The organism is Ruegeria sp. BK1, assembly GCF_056535645.1.
Genome location: NZ_JBQFIS010000003.1, coordinates 324,925 through 342,914, shown reverse-complemented (window position 1 = coordinate 342,914; position 17,990 = coordinate 324,925). Strand labels below are relative to the sequence as shown.

Here is a 17,990-nt window from a genome sequence, read left to right as displayed (position 1 = left end):
GCTCCGGCGGGTTGTGCTAAGGGGACAGAGACTTGTGCACCGGCGAGGGCAGTTTTCACCGCCTCAAAGGACGCTTTGGGCGTCCGCCCCATCGTGTCGAAATCCACATCAACCAGACCAAAGCGCTTCTCGTAGCCAAGGGCCCATTCGTAGTTGTCCAGCAGCGACCAGATAAAATAGCCTTTGACGGGCACATCCTGATCCAACGCGTCTTTCACAGCGGCCCAATGCTGGTTGAGGTAGTCGATCCGGTCCTCATCTTGCTGGCGCTCAGAGCTGGCCATGCCATTTTCGGTCACATAGATCGGCAGATCGCCGGTATATTCACGAGCGGCCCGGGTCAGGAAACGTGTCAGGGCGGAAGGCTCAATTTCCCACCCCATTTGCGTTTTGGGCAGGGGGCCAGGGACCTCTTGCAGGCTGGGCCAGGCGGTGTCGGCGGGCGCGATCAGTTTGCGGGTGTAGTAGTTCAGCCCGCACCAGTCCACGGGCGCGCCGATCGTGTCGAAATCATCCTGCCAGCCAGCGGGTAGATAGGGTTCCAACCCGTCCAGAACATTTTGCGGATAGGCTTTGTTGAATACGCCGCCCAGAAAGAACCGGTTGTAGATACCGTCATACAAGTCAGCGGCTTTGCGCGCCTCGGCGCTGTCATCGGCGGGTTCGGCCCATTCCAGATTGAACACCGCTCCCAAGTTGGACATGCCCAGACCACGCATCGCCTCGATCGCGCGGCCATGCGCCAGCAGAACATGATGCATCGCGCGAGCCGTCGCGCGGATATCGCGCAGGCCCGGGGCGTGGTGACCGTCGAAGTGGCTCAGCCAGCTTACGCACCAGGGTTCGTTGATGGGGGCAACACTGAACATCCGGTCGCCGATGCGGCCCATAATGACCTCAGTGAAGTCGGCGAACCACCCAGCGATATCCCGATTTCGCCAGCCGCCCAGATCCGCTAGCGGCGAGGGCAGTTCCCAATGATAGAGCGTCGCACAGGGGCGAATGCCGCGTTCCAGCAGCGCATCGGCCAGTCGGTCGTAATAGTCCAATCCGGCTTGGTTCACGGCCCCTCGTCCTTCGGGCAGAACCCGGGCCCAGCTGGTTGAAAAGCGATAGCAATCAAACCCGGCATCGCGCACCAGATCAAAGTCCTGATCGAAACGGTTGAGGTGATCGCAAGCGAGATCTCCGTTTTCGCCCCGCACCACATTGCCGGGCGTGCGGGCAAAGGTGTCCCAATGGGTCTGACCTGCGCCACCCTGCGCGTGGCCTTCGATCTGATAGGCAGATGTTGCGACACCAAAGAGGAAATCTTTGGGGAAATCAGCGCGGGTATATTTCATGTTCAGAACCTGTCAGGAGCGGGGCCGGTCGAGCCGCCAACTACCAGTTCGGCCTCCAGCAATCTAGTTTTAACCGGGTCGTCCGGTGATTTGATCCGGTCGATCAACATTTCGGCGGCGATTTCCCCAGCCTGCCGGACCGAGGATCGCGTTGCCGTAAAGATCGGCACATCCTGTCCATTCTTGAGATAGGACAGGTCGTCATCATGTGCGATGACCGATACATCGCGACCCATTTTCAGCCCTGCTTCATTCAAAGCGCGCCGCACCCCGATGGCAGAAATCATTGACGAGACCAATATGGCCGTCGGGGGGTTGTCCAGGTGCAGCATGTCGCGGGCTTCGTGATGGCCGTAAACCTCGGTCATCTCGGCACTGCGCATCAGAGCGGGTTCGGGCGTCAGATTGGCTTCTTGCAGAGCCTGCAGATATCCTTCGCGCCGACGTTGGGCGAAGTCCATATCCTCTAACCCATTGATCAGCGCGATACGTTTGTGCCCCAGATCAATCAGAAACCGGGTTGCCCTCAGGAATGAGCTTTTGTTGTTCACATCGACCCAGTCATACGGCACCTCAATCCCGGTCGAGCGGCCATGTACAATGAACGGAACCGCCATGCGGGTCAAAACCTCGATCCGGTGTTCGTTGACCTTGGGGCCTTGCAGAACGACCCCATCGACTGCGCCGCGTTGGAAGAGGTCCCGATAGGTGCGTTCGATCGAGGTATCGTCGGCATTGGTGAACATCATGTCATAGCCATGCGCGCCATAGGTTCGAGCGGCCCCGGCGACAAAATCCCCGAAGATCGGGTTGACCATTTCATGTTGCGAGGAACTGGGGATCACGTGCCCGATCACCATAGAACGCCCCGTGGCCAGTCCCTTAGCGCGGCTGTTCGGGCGATAGCCGTGTTTGGTCGCCGCAGCCTGAACCCGCTCTCGCGTGGCCTCGTTCACCTCGGGGTATCCGTTCAGCGCGCGACTGACCGTTGTTTGCGAAAGACCGAGGATTTCTGAGAGCTGCTTTAGGTTCATTTCGCTTCAAAGCGCCTTCAAATTGGTGGCAAAACTGTTGTGAGTGGGTTTTCCTATTGGGTCAACCTGTTTCTACTCACCGTGTGTTTTATTAATTTTTAGGCGAATTTCAAACCTAATATTGACAGAACTTGAATGTTAGCGGATAAAACCCGTCATTCAAAGCGCTTTGAAAACTGAGTCTCATGGGCGCAACAGAGTTGGGAGGAGAATTCATGAAACACTCGCTTTACGCAGGCGCGGCAACGTTCGCCCTGATGGCGGGCGCGGCGCATGCCGACAAGGTCACGGTGTTTGGCCCCTGGTTGGGACCGGATCAGGAAAATGTCGAAAAGGTGCTGGACGGCTTTGCTGCCGCGACCGGGCATGAGTACGCCTATGTCGGCTCGGATAGTTTCGAACAGCAGATCCGCATCGATGCGGAAGCAGGATCTGCCCCTAACGTTGCGGTGTTCCCGCAGCCCGGTCTGGCGGCGGATATGGCCAAATCCGGCTTTCTGACGCCTTTGGCAGATGGCACATCCGATTGGATTCGCGACAATTACGCTGCGGGTCAATCCTGGGTCGATCTGGGGACTTACGCAGGTCCGGACGGCGCAGACAATCTTTACGGATTTTTCTACAAGGTCGATGTGAAATCGCTGGTCTGGTATGTTCCCGAGAACTTCGAAGACGCCGGGTACGAAGTGCCGACCACGATGGAAGAACTCAAAGCTCTGACGGACCAGATCGTGGCGGACGGCGAGACGCCTTGGTGTATCGGTCTGGGGTCTGGCGGAGCGACCGGCTGGCCCGCGACCGACTGGGTCGAGGACATGATGCTGCGCACACAATCGCCCGCGGATTATGACGCCTGGGTCGCAAATGAGATGAAGTTCAATGACCCAAAGGTCATCGCGGCCATCGAAGAATTCGGAGCCTTCGCCCGCAATGACGACTATGTCGCTGGTGGGGCAGGGGCCGTAGCCACAACCGATTTCCGCGACAGTCCCAAAGGCATGTTCAGCTCTCCGCCGCAATGCTATCTGCACCGTCAGGCATCGTTCATTCCGGCTTTCTTCCCGGAAGGCACGGTCGTGGGTGAGGATGCGGATTTCTTCTATTTCCCAGCCTATGAAAGCAAAGACTTGGGCAGCCCGGTTCTGGGTGCCGGCACACTTTGGGCAATCACCAATGACAGCCCCGGCGCTCATGCTTTGATCGAGTATCTGCAAACCCCCGAAGCGCACGAGACATGGATGCAGCTAACCGGGTTCCTGACACCGCATAAGGGCGTTGATACCTCGCTGTTCTCGGACCCGACGTTGAAGAAGATGAACGACATCCTTCTGGGTGCGACCACTTTCCGGTTTGACGGGTCTGACCTAATGCCCGGCGGTGTTGGCGCAGGGACGTTCTGGACCGGCATGGTCGACTATGCTGGCGGGGCCTCGGCGGAAGAGGTTGCCAACGAAATCCAATCCTCCTGGGACGCGCTGGACTAAGCGTTCCTGATAGGGCAACCCGCCAGTTCGGGTTGCCTGCCACCGTCGCAAGGGAGACGCGGCATGCATCCGGCATTACAGGGCCTGCTGACCATCGCCATCGGCGTGTCAGGGTGTGTGGGCTATTTCTACCTCTCCAACCAATTTCTGGACAAAGTGCTGTTCCCGGCGCGCGGCCCGAATGTAGGGCGCAATATCAACCGCGCCAACATGATCCGTCCGTGGTTGTTTCTGTTCCCGGCGTTGGCGGCGTTGGGTCTGTATCTGGCTTATCCGGTGGTCGAAACGCTGCGCTTGTCCCTTACGGATCGGGTACCCGGTGGGGGCTATGAATGGGTGGGCCTGGAAAACTACATCCAGATGGCGAATGAGCCCAAATTCTGGGAAGCCATGCGCAACAACATGTTCTGGTTGATCATCGTGCCGGCGATGTCCACCGCTTTGGGTCTTTTGGTTGCGCAACTGACCGACCACATTCGTTGGGGCAATATCGCCAAGTCGCTGATCTTCATGCCGATGGCGATTTCTTTTGTGGGTGCATCGGTGATCTGGAAGCTGGTCTATGACACTCGCCCGGCCGAACAGGATCAGATCGGGATGCTGAACGCCCTTTATATCTTCTTTGGCGGGACCGAGCCGCAAACTTGGCTGACCATCCCGTTCTGGAACAGTTTCTTCCTGATGGTCGTGCTGATTTGGATTCAGACCGGCTTTGCCATGGTGATCCTGTCCGCGGCCTTGCGTGGCATCCCCGAGGAAACCATCGAGGCCGCCATTCTGGACGGCGCCAACCCGTTCCAGATTTTCTTCCGCATCAAGGTGCCGCAGATCAAGACCACAATTCTAGTCGTATGGACCACGATCACGATCACCGTGCTCAAGGTCTTTGACATCGTCTTTGCCATGACCAACGGCCAGTGGGAGACACAGGTTCTGGCCAACTACATGTATGACAAGCTGTTCCGCGCCAATGACTGGGGTGTGGGGTCGGCTTCAGCCATGGTGATTATGCTGCTGGTAACACCGATCTTGATCTGGAACGTGCGCAACGCGCGCAAAGAGATGGAGTGAGGCGATGAGCGATATTGCAGGAACCAAACCGGCGCTGCGCTGGGTCGTCCATGCCTCGGTCATATTTCTGGTCGTGCTTTGGGTGGTGCCAACACTGGGGCTGTTGATCTCGTCTTTTCGCACGGCCGATCAGATTGCCACAAGCGGCTGGTGGAAATCTCTCTTCCCGTCCGAACAGAATCTGACTTTGCGGTCTGCAGCGCCGGACACACAGGTTCTGGAAAACGGGGTTTACGTGATCGAAGGCAACCTGTTTGACGCGGGCACGACGGCTACGATCTCTCAATGGGGTGTCAGCTCTCGGGCCGTGGATGCGTTTGTTCCGGGTGATACTGCTGAGCTGCGTCGGGGGGGTACGATCACTGTGGACGCGCAGGGCAACTACAGGATGGAGAATTCGGAAGAATTTACCGGCAGCCGAGGTGCCCGTGTATTCGCGACCGCAGAATTGCCGCCCGAGTTTACGTTGGCCAATTACCACAAGGTTTTGTTGGCTGAAGATTCCTCTGACAGCATGGGGCGGGCGTTCTTCAATACTTTGACTGTGACCATCCCGGCGACAATCATTCCGATCTTGGTGGCCGCCTTTGCGGCCTATGCGTTGGCGTGGATGGATTTCCCCGGCCGCGCCTTGCTGATCGCCGCCGTTGTTGGGTTGTTGGTGGTTCCCCTACAGTTGGCGCTGATCCCATTGCTGAAATTCCACCTCAATATCGGGATCGGGAAAGGCTATCTTGGCGTTTGGATGGCCCATACCGGGTTCGGGATGCCGCTGGCAATCTACCTGCTGCGCAACTACATGGCTGGCCTTCCCCGAGACCTGATCGAAAACGCGCGGGTCGACGGAGCGACCGAGTTTCAGATCTTCACCAAACTGATCCTGCCGCTAAGTTTCCCGGCGCTGGCCTCTTTCGCGATCTTCCAGTTCCTTTGGACTTGGAATGATCTGCTGGTTGCCAAGGTCTTTTTGATCGACGCGTCTGGTCAGACCACCGTCATGACCAACCAGATTGTCGAACTGCTGGGCACGCGGGGCGGCAACTGGGAAATTCTGGCCACGGCGGCGTTCGTATCGATCGCCGTACCGCTGATCGTTTTCTTCGCAATGCAAAAATATCTGGTCCGGGGCTTGCTGGCCGGATCCGTCAAATAGAGGCTTCTGATGAACGTGCAGAACACTGTGGACACAACCAAGGTAACCCAAGCAGCGTCCGATTGGTGGCGCGGCGGTGTGATCTATCAGATCTATCCCCGCAGCTTTCAGGACAGCAACGGCGACGGAATTGGCGACCTGAAAGGGATTACTCAACGTCTGGGCTATATCGCCTCGCTTGGGGTCGATGCGATCTGGATATCGCCGTTCTTCAAATCTCCGATGAAGGACTTCGGATATGATGTCAGCGATTACCGCGATGTCGATCCGATGTTCGGAACGATGGCGGATTTCAAAGAGCTTCTGGATCAGGCGCATGGGCTTGGGCTGAAAGTGATGATCGATCTTGTGTTGTCGCATACCTCGGATCAGCACCCGTGGTTTAGCGAGAGCAGGTCCAACCGCGAAAACGAAAAGTCCGATTGGTATGTCTGGGCGGACCCGAAACCGGACGGAACGCCGCCAAACAACTGGTTGTCGATCTTCGGAGGCTCGGCCTGGCAGTGGGATTCGCGCCGGTTGCAGTATTATCTGCACAACTTCCTGACTTCGCAGCCCGACTTGAATTTTCATTGCCCGGCGGTTCAGGACGCCTTGCTGGATGTGGCCCGATTCTGGTTGGATTTGGGTGTCGACGGATTCCGGTTGGATACGATCAACTTCTACTTCCATGACAAGCAGCTGCGCGACAACCCCGGCCTGCCGATGGAGCAGCGCAACGCCTCAATCGCGCCCATGGTGAACCCGTATAACCATCAAGATCACCTTTTCTCCAAGAGCCAGCCTGAGAATATCGCCTTCCTCGAACGGTTGCGTGCGTTGACCGACGAATACGAAGGCCGCGCCTGTCTGGGTGAGGTCGGCGACGCGCAGCGCGGGCTTGAGATCATGGGCGAATACACCACCGGCGATAAGCGGATGCACATGTGCTATGCTTTCGAGTTTCTGGAAAAACGCGCGCTAACGGCGACTTATGCCAAACAGGTTTTCGATCAGTTAGAGGACAAGGCCGGTGATGCGTGGCCTTGCTGGGCCTTCTCGAACCATGACGTATCGCGACACGCGACGCGTTGGGGATTAAGCGACGAGGCCGTTCGACAGCATGCGGTTCTGATGATGTGCCTTCGCGGCTCTGCCTGCCTGTATCAGGGTGAGGAACTGGGTCTGCCCGAGGCCGATGTGGCGTTCGAAGATCTGCAAGATCCCTACGGCATCGAATTCTGGCCCGAATTCAAAGGACGCGACGGGTGCCGCACACCGATGGTCTGGGCCGCGCAGGACGAGCAATCGGGTTTTAGTGCTGGCCGACCGTGGCTGCCCGTCAGCCCGCTGCAAGCCGAACGCGCCGTCGACAGGTTGGAACAGGACCCCAATTCGATGTTGCATCACTATCGCCGCGCGATTGCGCTGCGACATGCGCATCCGGCACTGATGTCCGGGGAGCAGAAGCAGATGGCCCAGACCGGCCCTGTTCTGACTTTCCTGCGGGACGCCCCGACCGAGCAGGTTTTCTGTGCCTTCAATCTGGGCTCGGATCCGACCCAAATCACTCTGCCGGAGGGGAACTGGTATGTAATCGGGGAGGAGTTGGGCAGTGTCGACGGGGAAGGGGCATTGTCCCTCGACGCTGCGCAATTCTGTCTGCTGGCGCGGGACAAGGGGTAGGTTATGTCTGAACTCAAACTCACGGACGTGGCCAAGACATATGGTCATGTAGATGTTCTGAAGAACATCAATCTGGACATTGACCGGGGCGAGCTGATCGTGTTCGTCGGTCCTTCGGGCTGCGGTAAATCCACCTTGCTACGTATGATTGCAGGGTTGGAGAAGATCTCGGGCGGAACGCTTGAGATCGAAGGGCAGGTGATGAACGATGTGCCCCCGGCGCAGCGCGGCATTGCGATGGTGTTCCAAAGCTATGCGCTTTATCCCCACATGACCGTGCGCGAGAATATGGCCTTTGCTCTCAAGATCGCAAAGATGCCTGCGGCGGATGTGGATGCCGCTGTCGAACGTGCCGCGCGTATCCTTCAGCTTGAACCATTTCTGGATCGGCTCCCCAAGGCACTTTCGGGCGGACAACGTCAGCGGGTTGCCATTGGGCGGGCCATTGTCCGCGATCCCAAGGTCTATCTGTTCGACGAACCGCTCTCGAATCTCGACGCCGCCCTGCGAGTTGCCACCCGGATCGAAATCGCGCGCCTGAAAGAGGCGATGCCTGACAGCACCATGATCTACGTGACCCATGATCAGGTCGAGGCGATGACTTTGGCCAGTCGCATCGTGGTGCTTGCCAATAAGGGGATCGCGCAAGTTGGGACTCCACTGGAATTGTACGAGACGCCGGATAACGAATTTGTCGCGCAATTCATCGGCTCGCCCTCGATGAACCTGCTGCCCGGTATCATCACACAAACGGGCGAAACGACAGTTGTCACGCTAGAGGCCGGTGGAACGATCACGAGCGCTATCGCGACCCAGGCGGAGGACATGGGCAAACAAGTGAATGTCGGCATCCGGCCAGAAGATTTTGTTCCAGCTGACGCGGACGCGGCCTTTCAAGGGGTGGTGGACTTCACCGAGGCACTAGGCGAAGTCACACTGCTGTACTTTGAAAACCGCACCGGGGCTGAATCTGTGATTGCCAAGTTGCAAGGTATCCAGCGCAATATGCGGGGACAAACTGTTGGTGTCTCAGCCCGTCCTGAAAAGGTGCATTTGTTTCACGACGGAAAATCTATGCGCAGCAGGTCCTGACTTTTCTGCGAATTGGTGAAGTCCAATTTAATCATCAGCGTTGATCATTTCGATTGTACCTGTCGGCCACGCCGCCAGGTATTCCAAAGTGCCTTAATCGGATAATGGAACGTGTTTTTTAGCTTGTGAACGCACCGGTTGGTTAAATCTTCCGACACGTCGACCAGCGGTGTTACGCGGTCGCAAAGGCGTCAAGTCAATTCAAACTGGACTTATGGAAACTGCCAACTGTCACTTTTGGACTGACAGCTGGATCGCAAAGGTCTAACCTGTATCCACAAAAACAAAAAAACGGATTTACAACGGGAGATCTAACAATGACTAAACTAACAAACCTGTCCAGGCGGACGGTGCTGAAAAGCGCAGGCGCCGCGGCTCTGGCGGCCCCTCTTTACAGCAAAAGCGCACTGGCCTCTTCAGGTGAGATCAACATTCTGATGTGGTCGGATTATCTGCCACCCAGTTTCCTGCAAGAGTTTGAAACTCTGACCGGAATCAAGGTCAACTATACCGGCATCGGGTCGAACGAAGAGATCATCAACAAGATGAAGGCGACCAAGGGTCAGGGCTTTGACATCGTCTCGCCCACCAACAACCGGTCGTTGCAGTGGGAACCTCTGGAGCTGTTGCAGCCCTTCGACATGAACAAGGTGCCGATTGATCTGGTGAACCCGGCGATGGCCGCAATTGGCACAGATGCGTGGAACTTTGGCGATGCGGGCGTGCACTGGCTGCCGCATATCTGGGGCACCGAGGGCATTGCCTATCGCACCGATCTATGGCTGCCCGAGGGCGATGCGCCGTCTTATGGCGATGTTTGGTCCGAGGAGAACGCGGGCAAAACCATGGGCCGCGCGCATTCGATGATGCTGGGCGCAGGTCTTTACATGGAACGTTCGGGGGAGATGGAGCCGGGCTCGGTCTGGGCCGCTTATGGTGACGAAGACACCATGCGCAAGGTTTGGGGTCAGATCACCGACTGGTGCATCGAACGCAAGAACCGGATCAAACTGATCTGGAACGACGCGGATACTCAGAAAAACGGCCTGCTGAACGAAGGAGTTGTTGTCGGCCAGACCTGGGATGGTCCGCCGCTAGCGCTGAAATCGGCCGGCGAGCCGGTGCACTACCAAGCTCCTGTCGAAGGTGCGATGGCCTGGGTTGACGGTATGTCGATTCCGACCGGTGCGGCAAATATCGACCAGATCTACGCCTTCATCGACTTCGCTTATCAGGCGAAGCCGGCTGGTGTGGCGATTGATAGCCATGGCTATAACTCGCCGGTTCTGGGTGCCGATCAATACTCGGGCGACACCTATAAGAAGAACTTTGCCGAGGCCTATCCGGGCGACTCGCTGGCCAACCTCAACCCGTGGCCGGCCGAAGCACCGTGGTACGCTGAAACCCGGACCGAATTCGTCAACAAGTTCAAAAGCGCCTGATCGCTTTGAAACGACGCCCTCCGCGATGTCGCGGGGGGCCATCCATCCGTGCGCTTTGGCGTGACGGACCCTATATCGGTGTGGTCCCCATCCGCACCAGACGGAGATACCTAAAATGAGTGCAGGGGTCGGTGTAGATCTGGAAAACCTGTGGATTCGGTTCGGCGATTTCGTCGCCGTGCGGGATGCCAATGTGAACATCAACGGGGGCGATTTCTTTTCGTTCCTTGGCCCTTCGGGCTGTGGCAAGACCACGATCCTGCGTGCGGTTTCGGGCTTTCTGGACCCCAGCGAGGGCAAGGTTCTGATCGGCGGCAACGACATGCGCGGGATTGGACCGAACAAACGCCCTACAGCTCTGATCTTCCAGAACCTCGCGCTGTTTCCACTGATGAAAGTGTGGGAGAACATCACCTTTTCCATGGAGATCAAGGGCGCCAGCGCCAAGGAACGCCGCAAGCGCGCCGATGAGCTTTTGGACATGATCGCGCTGCCGGGGCAGGGCGACAAACTGCCCAGCGAACTGTCGGGTGGTCAGCGCCAGCGGGTCGCCATTGCCCGTGCGCTTTGTGCCGAACCCGATGTGCTGTTGTTGGATGAGCCCCTGTCGGCACTGGACCTGAAGCTGCGCCAGCATATGCGCACCGAGCTGCGCGAGATTCAGCAGCGTGTTGGCATCACCTTCATCTACATCACCCACGACCAGGGCGAGGCGTTGACCATGTCCGACAACATCGCCGTGATGCGTGCGGGCGTGATCGACCAGATCGCCGATGGCAAGACCATCTACAATGATCCCAACACAGCCTTCGCGGCCTCATTCGTTGGGGAAAACAATGTGTTCCGGGGCAAGATCAAGCAGGTCATGGGCAATGAGGCGATGATCGCGACCAATCGCTCTGGTGATCTAGTGGCGCGAATTTCCACCGCCAACCAAGGCAAGTTGAAAGAGGGGGATGACGCCATGATGTTCATCCGCCCCGAGGCGTTTGCCATCGCCCCCGATGGGGCGACGGGCGACCATTTCGTCACCGCCCGCGTTAACCACGAGGAATTCGAGGGGAACGTCTTCAACATCTTCACTGAGGGTGAGGGCGGGAAAGAGATCAAGGTCTCGATCCCGAACCATGGTCAATCCTTCCAGGATCACACCGGACAGAACATCACGCTGGAATATGAGGCGCAGAATGCGGTTCTGGTTCCGGCGGGTGAACTGGCCGCGGAATAGGGGGAACTGAAATGCCCCGCTTCCTGAGAGAGTTCTTTAACCGCAACGGTACCGGTATGGGGCTAGCGATTCTAGGTCTGGTGATCTTCTGGACCATCGGCCTGATCATCCTGCCGCAGCTGTCGATGCTGGATTTCTCATTCCGGCCTAACCTGCCTCCGCCTGAGATTGGCGGGCCCAAGGATGTCTACACGCTGGAGAATTACAAATATCTGATCTACGGCCCCGAAGGCGGCAGTCAGGATTACAACGCGGTCGATCTGCGCGTGTTCTTCCGCACTCTGGTTGCGGCGGTCTGCGTAACGATCTTCAACCTAATCCTCTGCTACCCAATCGCTTACTATCTGGGCCAGTCCAAGGGCAGTCATATTCGCATCTTTGCGATCATGCTGATCATCCCTTACTGGATCAACGAAATCCTGCGCGCCTTTGCCTTGCGCATCATCTTCGGTGAGACAGGCGTGCTGAATACCCTGTTCGTCGGCCTTGGCGTCTTTGACACGCCGTTCGACTTCATCCGCAACGACATCGCGCTCTATGCAGGGCTTGGCTACGCCTACATCCTGCTGATGATTTTCCCGATGTATAACGTGATTGAAAGCCTCGACGGCAACCAGATCGAGGCCGCACGGGATCTGGGTGCCCCGTGGTGGCGGATTCACTGGCGGGTTGTAATCCCCTATGCCAAGCCGGGGATCAGTTCGGGCTGTACGATGGTGTTCATGCTGTCGGCAGGTGCGCTGGCTGCGCCGCAAATTCTGGGCGGGCCGTCCAGCTTGTGGTTCACGCAGCTGATCTATCAGCAATTCAACGACAACAATGACTGGCCGCAGGGGGCCGCTTACGCGATCGTGCTGCTGGTGACCTGTATCCTGTTTGTGTTGGCCGTAATGCGCCTGTTCAAGGTGAATATGGGGGATATCGGCAAATGAACCTGTCCTTCCTTCGTGTAAGTATCTGGGTCTATCTGGCAATCTTCTTCCTGTATCTGTTGGGCCCGCTGGTGATCATGTCGGTCACGGCCTTCAACTCGTCTGCCTTCCCGCGGATGACCCCGTGGGAATGCCTGACCTTCCAGTGGTTCGGAGAGCTGTTTCAGGATCAGCGCATCCTGAACGGCATCAAGAACTCGCTGATTATCGGGGCCGGTACGGTGGTTCTGTCGGTGGCGATGGGGCTGGCGGGGGCGCTGATGTTGACCCAGATCTGGCCCAAGCTGCGCGCGACCTATTACACAATCATCATCGCGCCTATCCTGATCCCCGGGGTTGTTCTGGGGATTTCAACCCTGGTGTTCTGGGACCGGATCAACCGGATGCTGGGGCTGGGCGCGGATAGTGTCCTGTCGAACGGCATTTTCCTGACGGTGATTGGCCAGTCCACCTTTATCGCCAGCTATTGCATGTTGGTTCTGGTGGCGCGGCTGCAGCGGTATGACGTGGCCTTGACCGAGGCCGCACTGGACCTTGGCGCGACCCATGCGCAGGCGTTCCGCAAAATCCTGCTGCCGTTTATGCGGCCCGCGATTGCAAGCGCCGCAGTGCTGGCGTTCCTCGCGTCGTTCGAAAACTACAACACGACCACCTTCACCTTCGGCGAATACCCGACACTGACCATCGAACTGGCACAGAAAGTACGCTATGGCATAACGCCGTCGATCTCGGCCCTGGCCTTTATCATCGTGGCGCTGACGGTGTTTTTTGCCCTGTTGAACGAGGCGAAGTTGAAGCGACAGGAACTGGTCGCCGCCGCGCGCAAGAATGCCACGGTCGAAGAACTGGCGGGCAAGATCAAACTGCCCAGTTTCTTTGCAGGCAATGCCGCCGCCATGCTCGTGGTTATCTTCGCGGCCGCTACGATCACAGTTGTGGGCACGGCAACCGCCTACAGCCCGGACCAATGCATCGCCAACGTGAAAGAGCAAAAGCAGCTTGAAGCCGACCAGCGTATCCAAGAGCTGCGTAAGCAGCGCGAAGAACGCCGCAAACAGCGCGAAGCTGACGAGGCAGAACAAGGCGAGGCGCAATCCGCTCCGAAACCGTCGAACAATAGCGGGTTTGGCAATGTCTTCGCGCCAAATGCTTTGAGTGGTGACGAAGATGAATCCAACGCCGAGCCGCAACCTTCGACCAATGGCGGGTTCGGCGGAGCGTTTGACCCCAACAGTTTGAAAACGGACGAATAGCGCAATCTGCGCCCGCCGGGATTACCCCTCGGCGGGCGCGCCTTTTTCAAGAACAAGCGCATCACAGGCATCAATCACATGCCCGTTCCACGTGACCGGCGCGGCGTTGTAGTTGATCAGGAATGTATGTTCGCCTGTCTCACGACGTCTGAGGCCGCTCAACATGGGATACACACTCAACCCCGTATGCTGAGCGGCCATCCGAACGACACGATCCCAAAGAGTGTCGTCCGGGAAACTGGCCAGGTACCACATGAATTCGGTGCCCGTCAGTGCTGGCGTTCCGTCTTCATGGGTCAACAGTGTTGGGGCGGTCCCAGATAAACGCTCGACCCAGTGACAGGCAGCTCCTCCGCCTGAGACATCGCGTTTGGACGTGGGCGGCAGGGTTTCGACCAGGTCAACATGGCTGTCCACACCGACCAGGCCCGGTCGACCAGCCTGAGGAATCTGAAAATCGCGGGTAATCGCCCCGCTGCGCGGTCCCAGAATGGCCAGATCACAGCCGTTTGAAATACTCCGCTCCAAGTCCTTATCGATCGTGGCCAGACCAGGTGCCAGTATGATTTTGTAGCCATCCGCCGGAATGCTGTCGGTCGACAGGAAGTCCACCGACAAGCCCGCCCGTCGCAACGCGCGATAGGTCGAGAAGACCAGCCGGAAATAGTCAAACCCGGCCCCCTGCGGTTGCGTCGCCCACGCCCAGTCCGAGGCGTAGTCGAACAGAATGGCGACATCCGTCTTGCGCTGCGTCACAGAACCGATTTGGGCAAGGGTATCCGCTGTTTCTCGCGCCTCGGCCAAGGCTGGGGTAGGGCGATTATTTGGTGTCAGTAGCCCTGCATGCATCTGTTCTTGCGCGAAGGGTGCTTGCCGCCAGCGGAAATAGCTCACCACCTCGGCCCCGTGGGCAACAGCCTCAAGTGACCAGAGGCGCACCATACCCGGCAGAGGTGCCGGATTGTAGGGCGCCCAGTTCACCGGACCCGGTTGCTGCTCCATCACCCACCAGCGACCCCGCCCCACGGCGCGGTAGAGGTCGTGGTGGAACGCCTGCATGTCAGGATCACCCTGTTGCAAAAAGGCGGCTTTATGCGCCTCTTCCACCTCAAGCCGGTCAGACAAGAAGCCGATCGGATAGCTGTCCCACGTCGCGATATCCAGGTCAGCGCCGACCTTGAAATGGTCGAATTCCAATACTCGGCCCATGTAGTTGTGCAGCAGCGGCGCGTCGGTCAGCTTGCGCAGCACATCCACTTGCGCCTTGTTGAACATCACCACCTGATCCGAGCTGAACCGGCGGAAAGCCAGAACATGGGCGGGGTTGGGTTCAGTCACGGTCAGGTTGGGCAGGTCAATCTGGTCGAACCCATCATATTCCATCGACCAGAACACATTCCCCCAAGCCGTATTCAATGCATCAATCGAGCCGTATTGATCCTCAAGCCAATTCTGAAACGCGGCAAGGGCGACAGGGCTATAGCTGATGGTGGTATCGTGGCAGCCATATTCATTGTCGATCTGCCACGCTGCAATGTGGGGGTTCCTTCCATATCGCTTACCCATGATCTGCGTGATCCGGGCGCATTCCTCAATATAGCCCTGATGGCTAAAGCAGTAATGCCGGCGCGATCCGAATTTGCGTGGGTTCCCGTCCGCGTCAACTGCCAGCATGTCCGGGTATTTCTCAAGCATCCAGCGCGGTGGCGTGGCGGTTGGTGTCCCCAGAACCACTTTCAAACCCGCCGCGCCCAAAGTGTCGATGGCCCGGTCAAGCCAGTCGAATTGCAGATCACCCGGAGTTGGTTCCATCCGGCTCCAAGCGAATTCGCCGATGCGCACCCAGGACAGGCCGTTTTCGACCATGCGTGCGGCATCTTCGGCCCATATCACTTCTGGCCAATGTTCAGGATAATAGCAGACGCCAAGTTCCGGTTTCATAGGATAACTCTGTATTCTGGCTGACCTTTTCCCGCGCTGTGTGCCGCAAAGGTCATGCCGTTTGAAGGCTGTTTTGCAAGGATATCCGCATCCAGCCCCTGCCGGGCCGAAGTACAGAACAAGGTTGTCAGATCGGCCCCGCCAAAGCAGGGACATGAGGTATGTGCCGCATCGAATTCCACCGACTGCAGGAACTGACCGTCCGGCGAATAGGCTGCAACACGATTTGCGCCCCATTGGGCAATCCAAATGTTGCCTTGGGCATCCACCACTGCACCATCAGGGTTCAGATCATCTGCGCGCAAATCAAGAAAGACGGTGCTGTCGCCCTCGGGCCAGCCATCCGATGAATTCAAAGTCCAGCGCATCACCTGCTGGGTCGCTGTATCGCTGAAATAGGCGCAGGATCGGTCGGGCGCGAAACAGATCGCGTTCGAGATCGTGACGTCAGGCACCAAACGGCGCAGTTCCCCGCGCCAAAACCGATAAATCGCGCCTGCTCCACGCTCAGCATTTTTCCCCATCGTTCCGATCCAGAACCCGCCCCACGGATCAGCCCGGCCATCATTCGAGCGTGTGACAGAGTTTTCTGCCTCAAGCGCAGTGATCAGCGTCTTTTCGCGGCTTTCAAGATTGAAGTGCCACAACCCGGTTTCAGACGCGATCAGCAGCGTCTCAGTGTCGATCCACCCGGCGGCCGAGACATGTTCGTCGAACTGCCATTCAACGGGCGCGCTATCGACCTGCGTCATCAAACGTTTGCCAAGAATGTCGAACCAGAAAAGCTGCTTCCGTTGGGGATGCCACAGCGGCCCCTCGCCCAATGCGCAAGGGCGGTCGTCAAAGACGGTGCTCATCCGGCGGCCTCGTTGTAGGCCGCGACGATTCCGCGTGCACGTTCCGAGATCTCGGCTACTGAAAAGCCGGGCTTGAAAAGGGCCGATCCAATGCCGAAACCGTCCGCCCCCGCATTGATCCACACATCGAAATTATCGGGCCCAGCACCACCAACGGCGTAGACCTTTGCCCCTTCCGGCAATACTGGGCGCATAGCGGCCAATCCAGTCGGTCCCGCCATCACACCGGGAAACAACTTGAGCCCCGTTGCGCCTGCCTTGAGGGCGGCAAATGCCTCGGTTGGGGTGTAGACGCCGGGCCAGCTTTGCATGTTCAGCGCGACCGTGCGCTCGATGACATCCGTGTCGCAATTGGGCGAAACGATCAGCTTGCCGCCAACCTTGGCCACGGCATCCACTTGTTCCACGGTCAACACCGTGCCCGCACCAATCAACGCCGTGTCACCAAATTTTTCGGCCAGTATGCCGATGCTTTTCAACGGCTCGGGCGAGTTCAGCGGCACTTCGATCTGGTCGATACCGGCATCAATCAGAGCCTGGCCAACATCGGCCGCTTCGGTCGGGTGAAGACCTCTGAGGATTGCAATAATGGGACGGCTCATGCGGTCTGCCTCGTCAGGTTTCGGGCCTGATGCAGACCCGCCAGAGTGGTGTTCGTACTATCGGCGATTTCAAAAAAAGCGCCTTGCTGTTTCAGGGCGTGACCATAGACATCCGACAGCCCCTCAGCCCCGATGATCGCGATCTGCTGACCTAGCCAATAGGGTCGCGTGGCAGCCAGTTCTGCCCCGATTAGAAATCCTGACAGACGGGCGCGGGCAACAGAAGCATCCTGCCCATTCAGCAAATCAGCTGCGCGCAGTCCAAACAGGCGCGCCGCCATCTGTTCAGGTTTGGACAAAGCATCTGCCGCGGCTTCAGCAAAAGCCGCATCGTCCCATCCTTCTCCGACCGAGTGACGCAGCACCGAATGCCCGCTGAGGAGGCTGAACATCTCACCGGTCATGAAGGTGCGAAAGCTGACCACTTCGCCCGCGCTGACTTGCACCCACTTAGTATGGGTCCCCGGCAAGCAGATCACGCCGTCCCAATTCTTGTATCCTGCCAGATAGCCTGCGATCTGAGTTTCCTCACCCCGCATGACGTCTGGCGGGTTGGCCTGTTTCAAACCGGGCACCACAAAAGCGCGGAAGCGCGGGTCCGTGCCCGGCACCCTGATCGGAGCGCGTGGCACTGGCGCTGAAGGCACGGCAGAGTAAGGGGCCTCGACCCAGCCCTGACGCGCGCCTACCATACCACAGGCGATGACATCGACCGGCTCGGCACCAAGCCAACCCTCGATCAATTCCAGCAATGCATCCTGAAACGCGCCCCGGGTCAGACTTCCCATACCCTTATCCGAGTCCGCCTGATCCAGAACATGGCTGCCCTGCATTGCCCAAACTCGTAAATGGGATGTTCCCCAATCTGCTGCGATCCATTCGATACTCATGGT

The 17,990-nt window shown here is 57.9% G+C and carries 14 protein-coding genes and 1 pseudogene; 9 read left to right on the top strand and 6 right to left on the bottom strand.

Features of this window, described 5'->3' with window-relative positions:
• Window positions 1-41 precede the first annotated feature (41 nt).
• Window positions 42-1,343: pseudogene (locus tag ACR3E7_RS22490) on the bottom strand (GH1 family beta-glucosidase); the annotation flags it as partial.
• Window positions 1,344-1,345: 2 nt separating this feature from the next.
• Window positions 1,346-2,377 (bottom strand): LacI family DNA-binding transcriptional regulator, encoded by a 1,032-nt coding sequence (locus ACR3E7_RS22485; protein WP_480503774.1) that lies wholly within the window; start codon window positions 2,375-2,377, stop codon window positions 1,346-1,348.
• A gap of 215 nt (window positions 2,378-2,592) precedes the next feature.
• Here ACR3E7_RS22485 and ACR3E7_RS22480 point away from each other — a divergent pair, with 215 nt between their 5' ends.
• From ACR3E7_RS22480 to ACR3E7_RS22440, 9 genes are all read left to right on the top strand, one after another.
• The gene (locus ACR3E7_RS22480) at window positions 2,593-3,861 is read left to right on the top strand and encodes an ABC transporter substrate-binding protein (protein ID WP_170355129.1); all 1,269 of its coding nucleotides are present in this window, start codon (window positions 2,593-2,595) and stop codon (window positions 3,859-3,861) included.
• A 63-nt stretch (window positions 3,862-3,924) separates the two neighbouring features.
• Window positions 3,925-4,932: a carbohydrate ABC transporter permease gene (locus ACR3E7_RS22475; RefSeq protein ID WP_480503775.1), complete on the top strand. Its 1,008-nt coding sequence runs from the start codon at window positions 3,925-3,927 to the stop codon at window positions 4,930-4,932.
• A gap of 4 nt (window positions 4,933-4,936) precedes the next feature.
• Window positions 4,937-6,085: a carbohydrate ABC transporter permease gene (locus ACR3E7_RS22470; protein WP_480503776.1), complete on the top strand. Its 1,149-nt coding sequence runs from the start codon at window positions 4,937-4,939 to the stop codon at window positions 6,083-6,085.
• Window positions 6,086-6,094: 9 nt separating this feature from the next.
• Window positions 6,095-7,750: an alpha-amylase family glycosyl hydrolase gene (locus ACR3E7_RS22465; protein WP_480503777.1), complete on the top strand. Its 1,656-nt coding sequence runs from the start codon at window positions 6,095-6,097 to the stop codon at window positions 7,748-7,750.
• A gap of 3 nt (window positions 7,751-7,753) precedes the next feature.
• Window positions 7,754-8,842, top strand: a complete 1,089-nt coding sequence (locus ACR3E7_RS22460) for an ABC transporter ATP-binding protein (RefSeq protein ID WP_480503778.1) — start codon at window positions 7,754-7,756, stop codon at window positions 8,840-8,842.
• Between the two features lie 317 nt (window positions 8,843-9,159).
• Complete coding sequence (locus ACR3E7_RS22455; protein ID WP_170773495.1) at window positions 9,160-10,284, top strand: extracellular solute-binding protein; 1,125 nt, start codon at window positions 9,160-9,162, stop codon at window positions 10,282-10,284.
• 115 nt (window positions 10,285-10,399) lie between these two features.
• Entirely contained in the window at window positions 10,400-11,512 is a 1,113-nt protein-coding gene (locus ACR3E7_RS22450) for an ABC transporter ATP-binding protein (RefSeq protein ID WP_170785917.1), read from the top strand.
• 11 nt (window positions 11,513-11,523) lie between these two features.
• A complete protein-coding gene (locus ACR3E7_RS22445) occupies window positions 11,524-12,444 on the top strand; it encodes an ABC transporter permease (RefSeq protein ID WP_480503779.1) in 921 nt (306 codons plus the stop codon).
• Window positions 12,441-13,697: an ABC transporter permease gene (locus ACR3E7_RS22440; protein WP_480503780.1), complete on the top strand. Its 1,257-nt coding sequence runs from the start codon at window positions 12,441-12,443 to the stop codon at window positions 13,695-13,697. Before ACR3E7_RS22445 ends, ACR3E7_RS22440 begins: the two co-directional genes overlap by 4 nt.
• Window positions 13,698-13,718: 21 nt before the next feature.
• On the opposite strand, the gene ACR3E7_RS22435 is transcribed toward ACR3E7_RS22440, so the two are convergent.
• The 4 genes from ACR3E7_RS22435 to ACR3E7_RS22420 are packed head-to-tail and all read right to left on the bottom strand — an operon-like array spanning window position 13,719 to window position 17,987.
• Window positions 13,719-15,638: a beta-galactosidase gene (locus ACR3E7_RS22435; protein ID WP_480503781.1), complete on the bottom strand. Its 1,920-nt coding sequence runs from the start codon at window positions 15,636-15,638 to the stop codon at window positions 13,719-13,721.
• On the bottom strand, window positions 15,635-16,495 hold the full coding sequence (locus ACR3E7_RS22430; RefSeq protein WP_480503782.1) for an SMP-30/gluconolactonase/LRE family protein: 861 nt from the start codon (window positions 16,493-16,495) through the stop codon (window positions 15,635-15,637). Before ACR3E7_RS22430 ends, ACR3E7_RS22435 begins: the two co-directional genes overlap by 4 nt.
• A complete protein-coding gene (locus ACR3E7_RS22425) occupies window positions 16,492-17,097 on the bottom strand; it encodes a 2-dehydro-3-deoxy-6-phosphogalactonate aldolase (protein WP_480503783.1) in 606 nt (201 codons plus the stop codon). The genes ACR3E7_RS22430 and ACR3E7_RS22425 overlap by 4 nt, the downstream gene beginning before the upstream one ends.
• Window positions 17,094-17,987, bottom strand: coding sequence for a 2-dehydro-3-deoxygalactonokinase (locus ACR3E7_RS22420; protein ID WP_480503785.1), 894 nt, complete (start codon window positions 17,985-17,987; stop codon window positions 17,094-17,096). The genes ACR3E7_RS22425 and ACR3E7_RS22420 overlap by 4 nt, the downstream gene beginning before the upstream one ends.
• Window positions 17,988-17,990 lie beyond the last annotated feature (3 nt).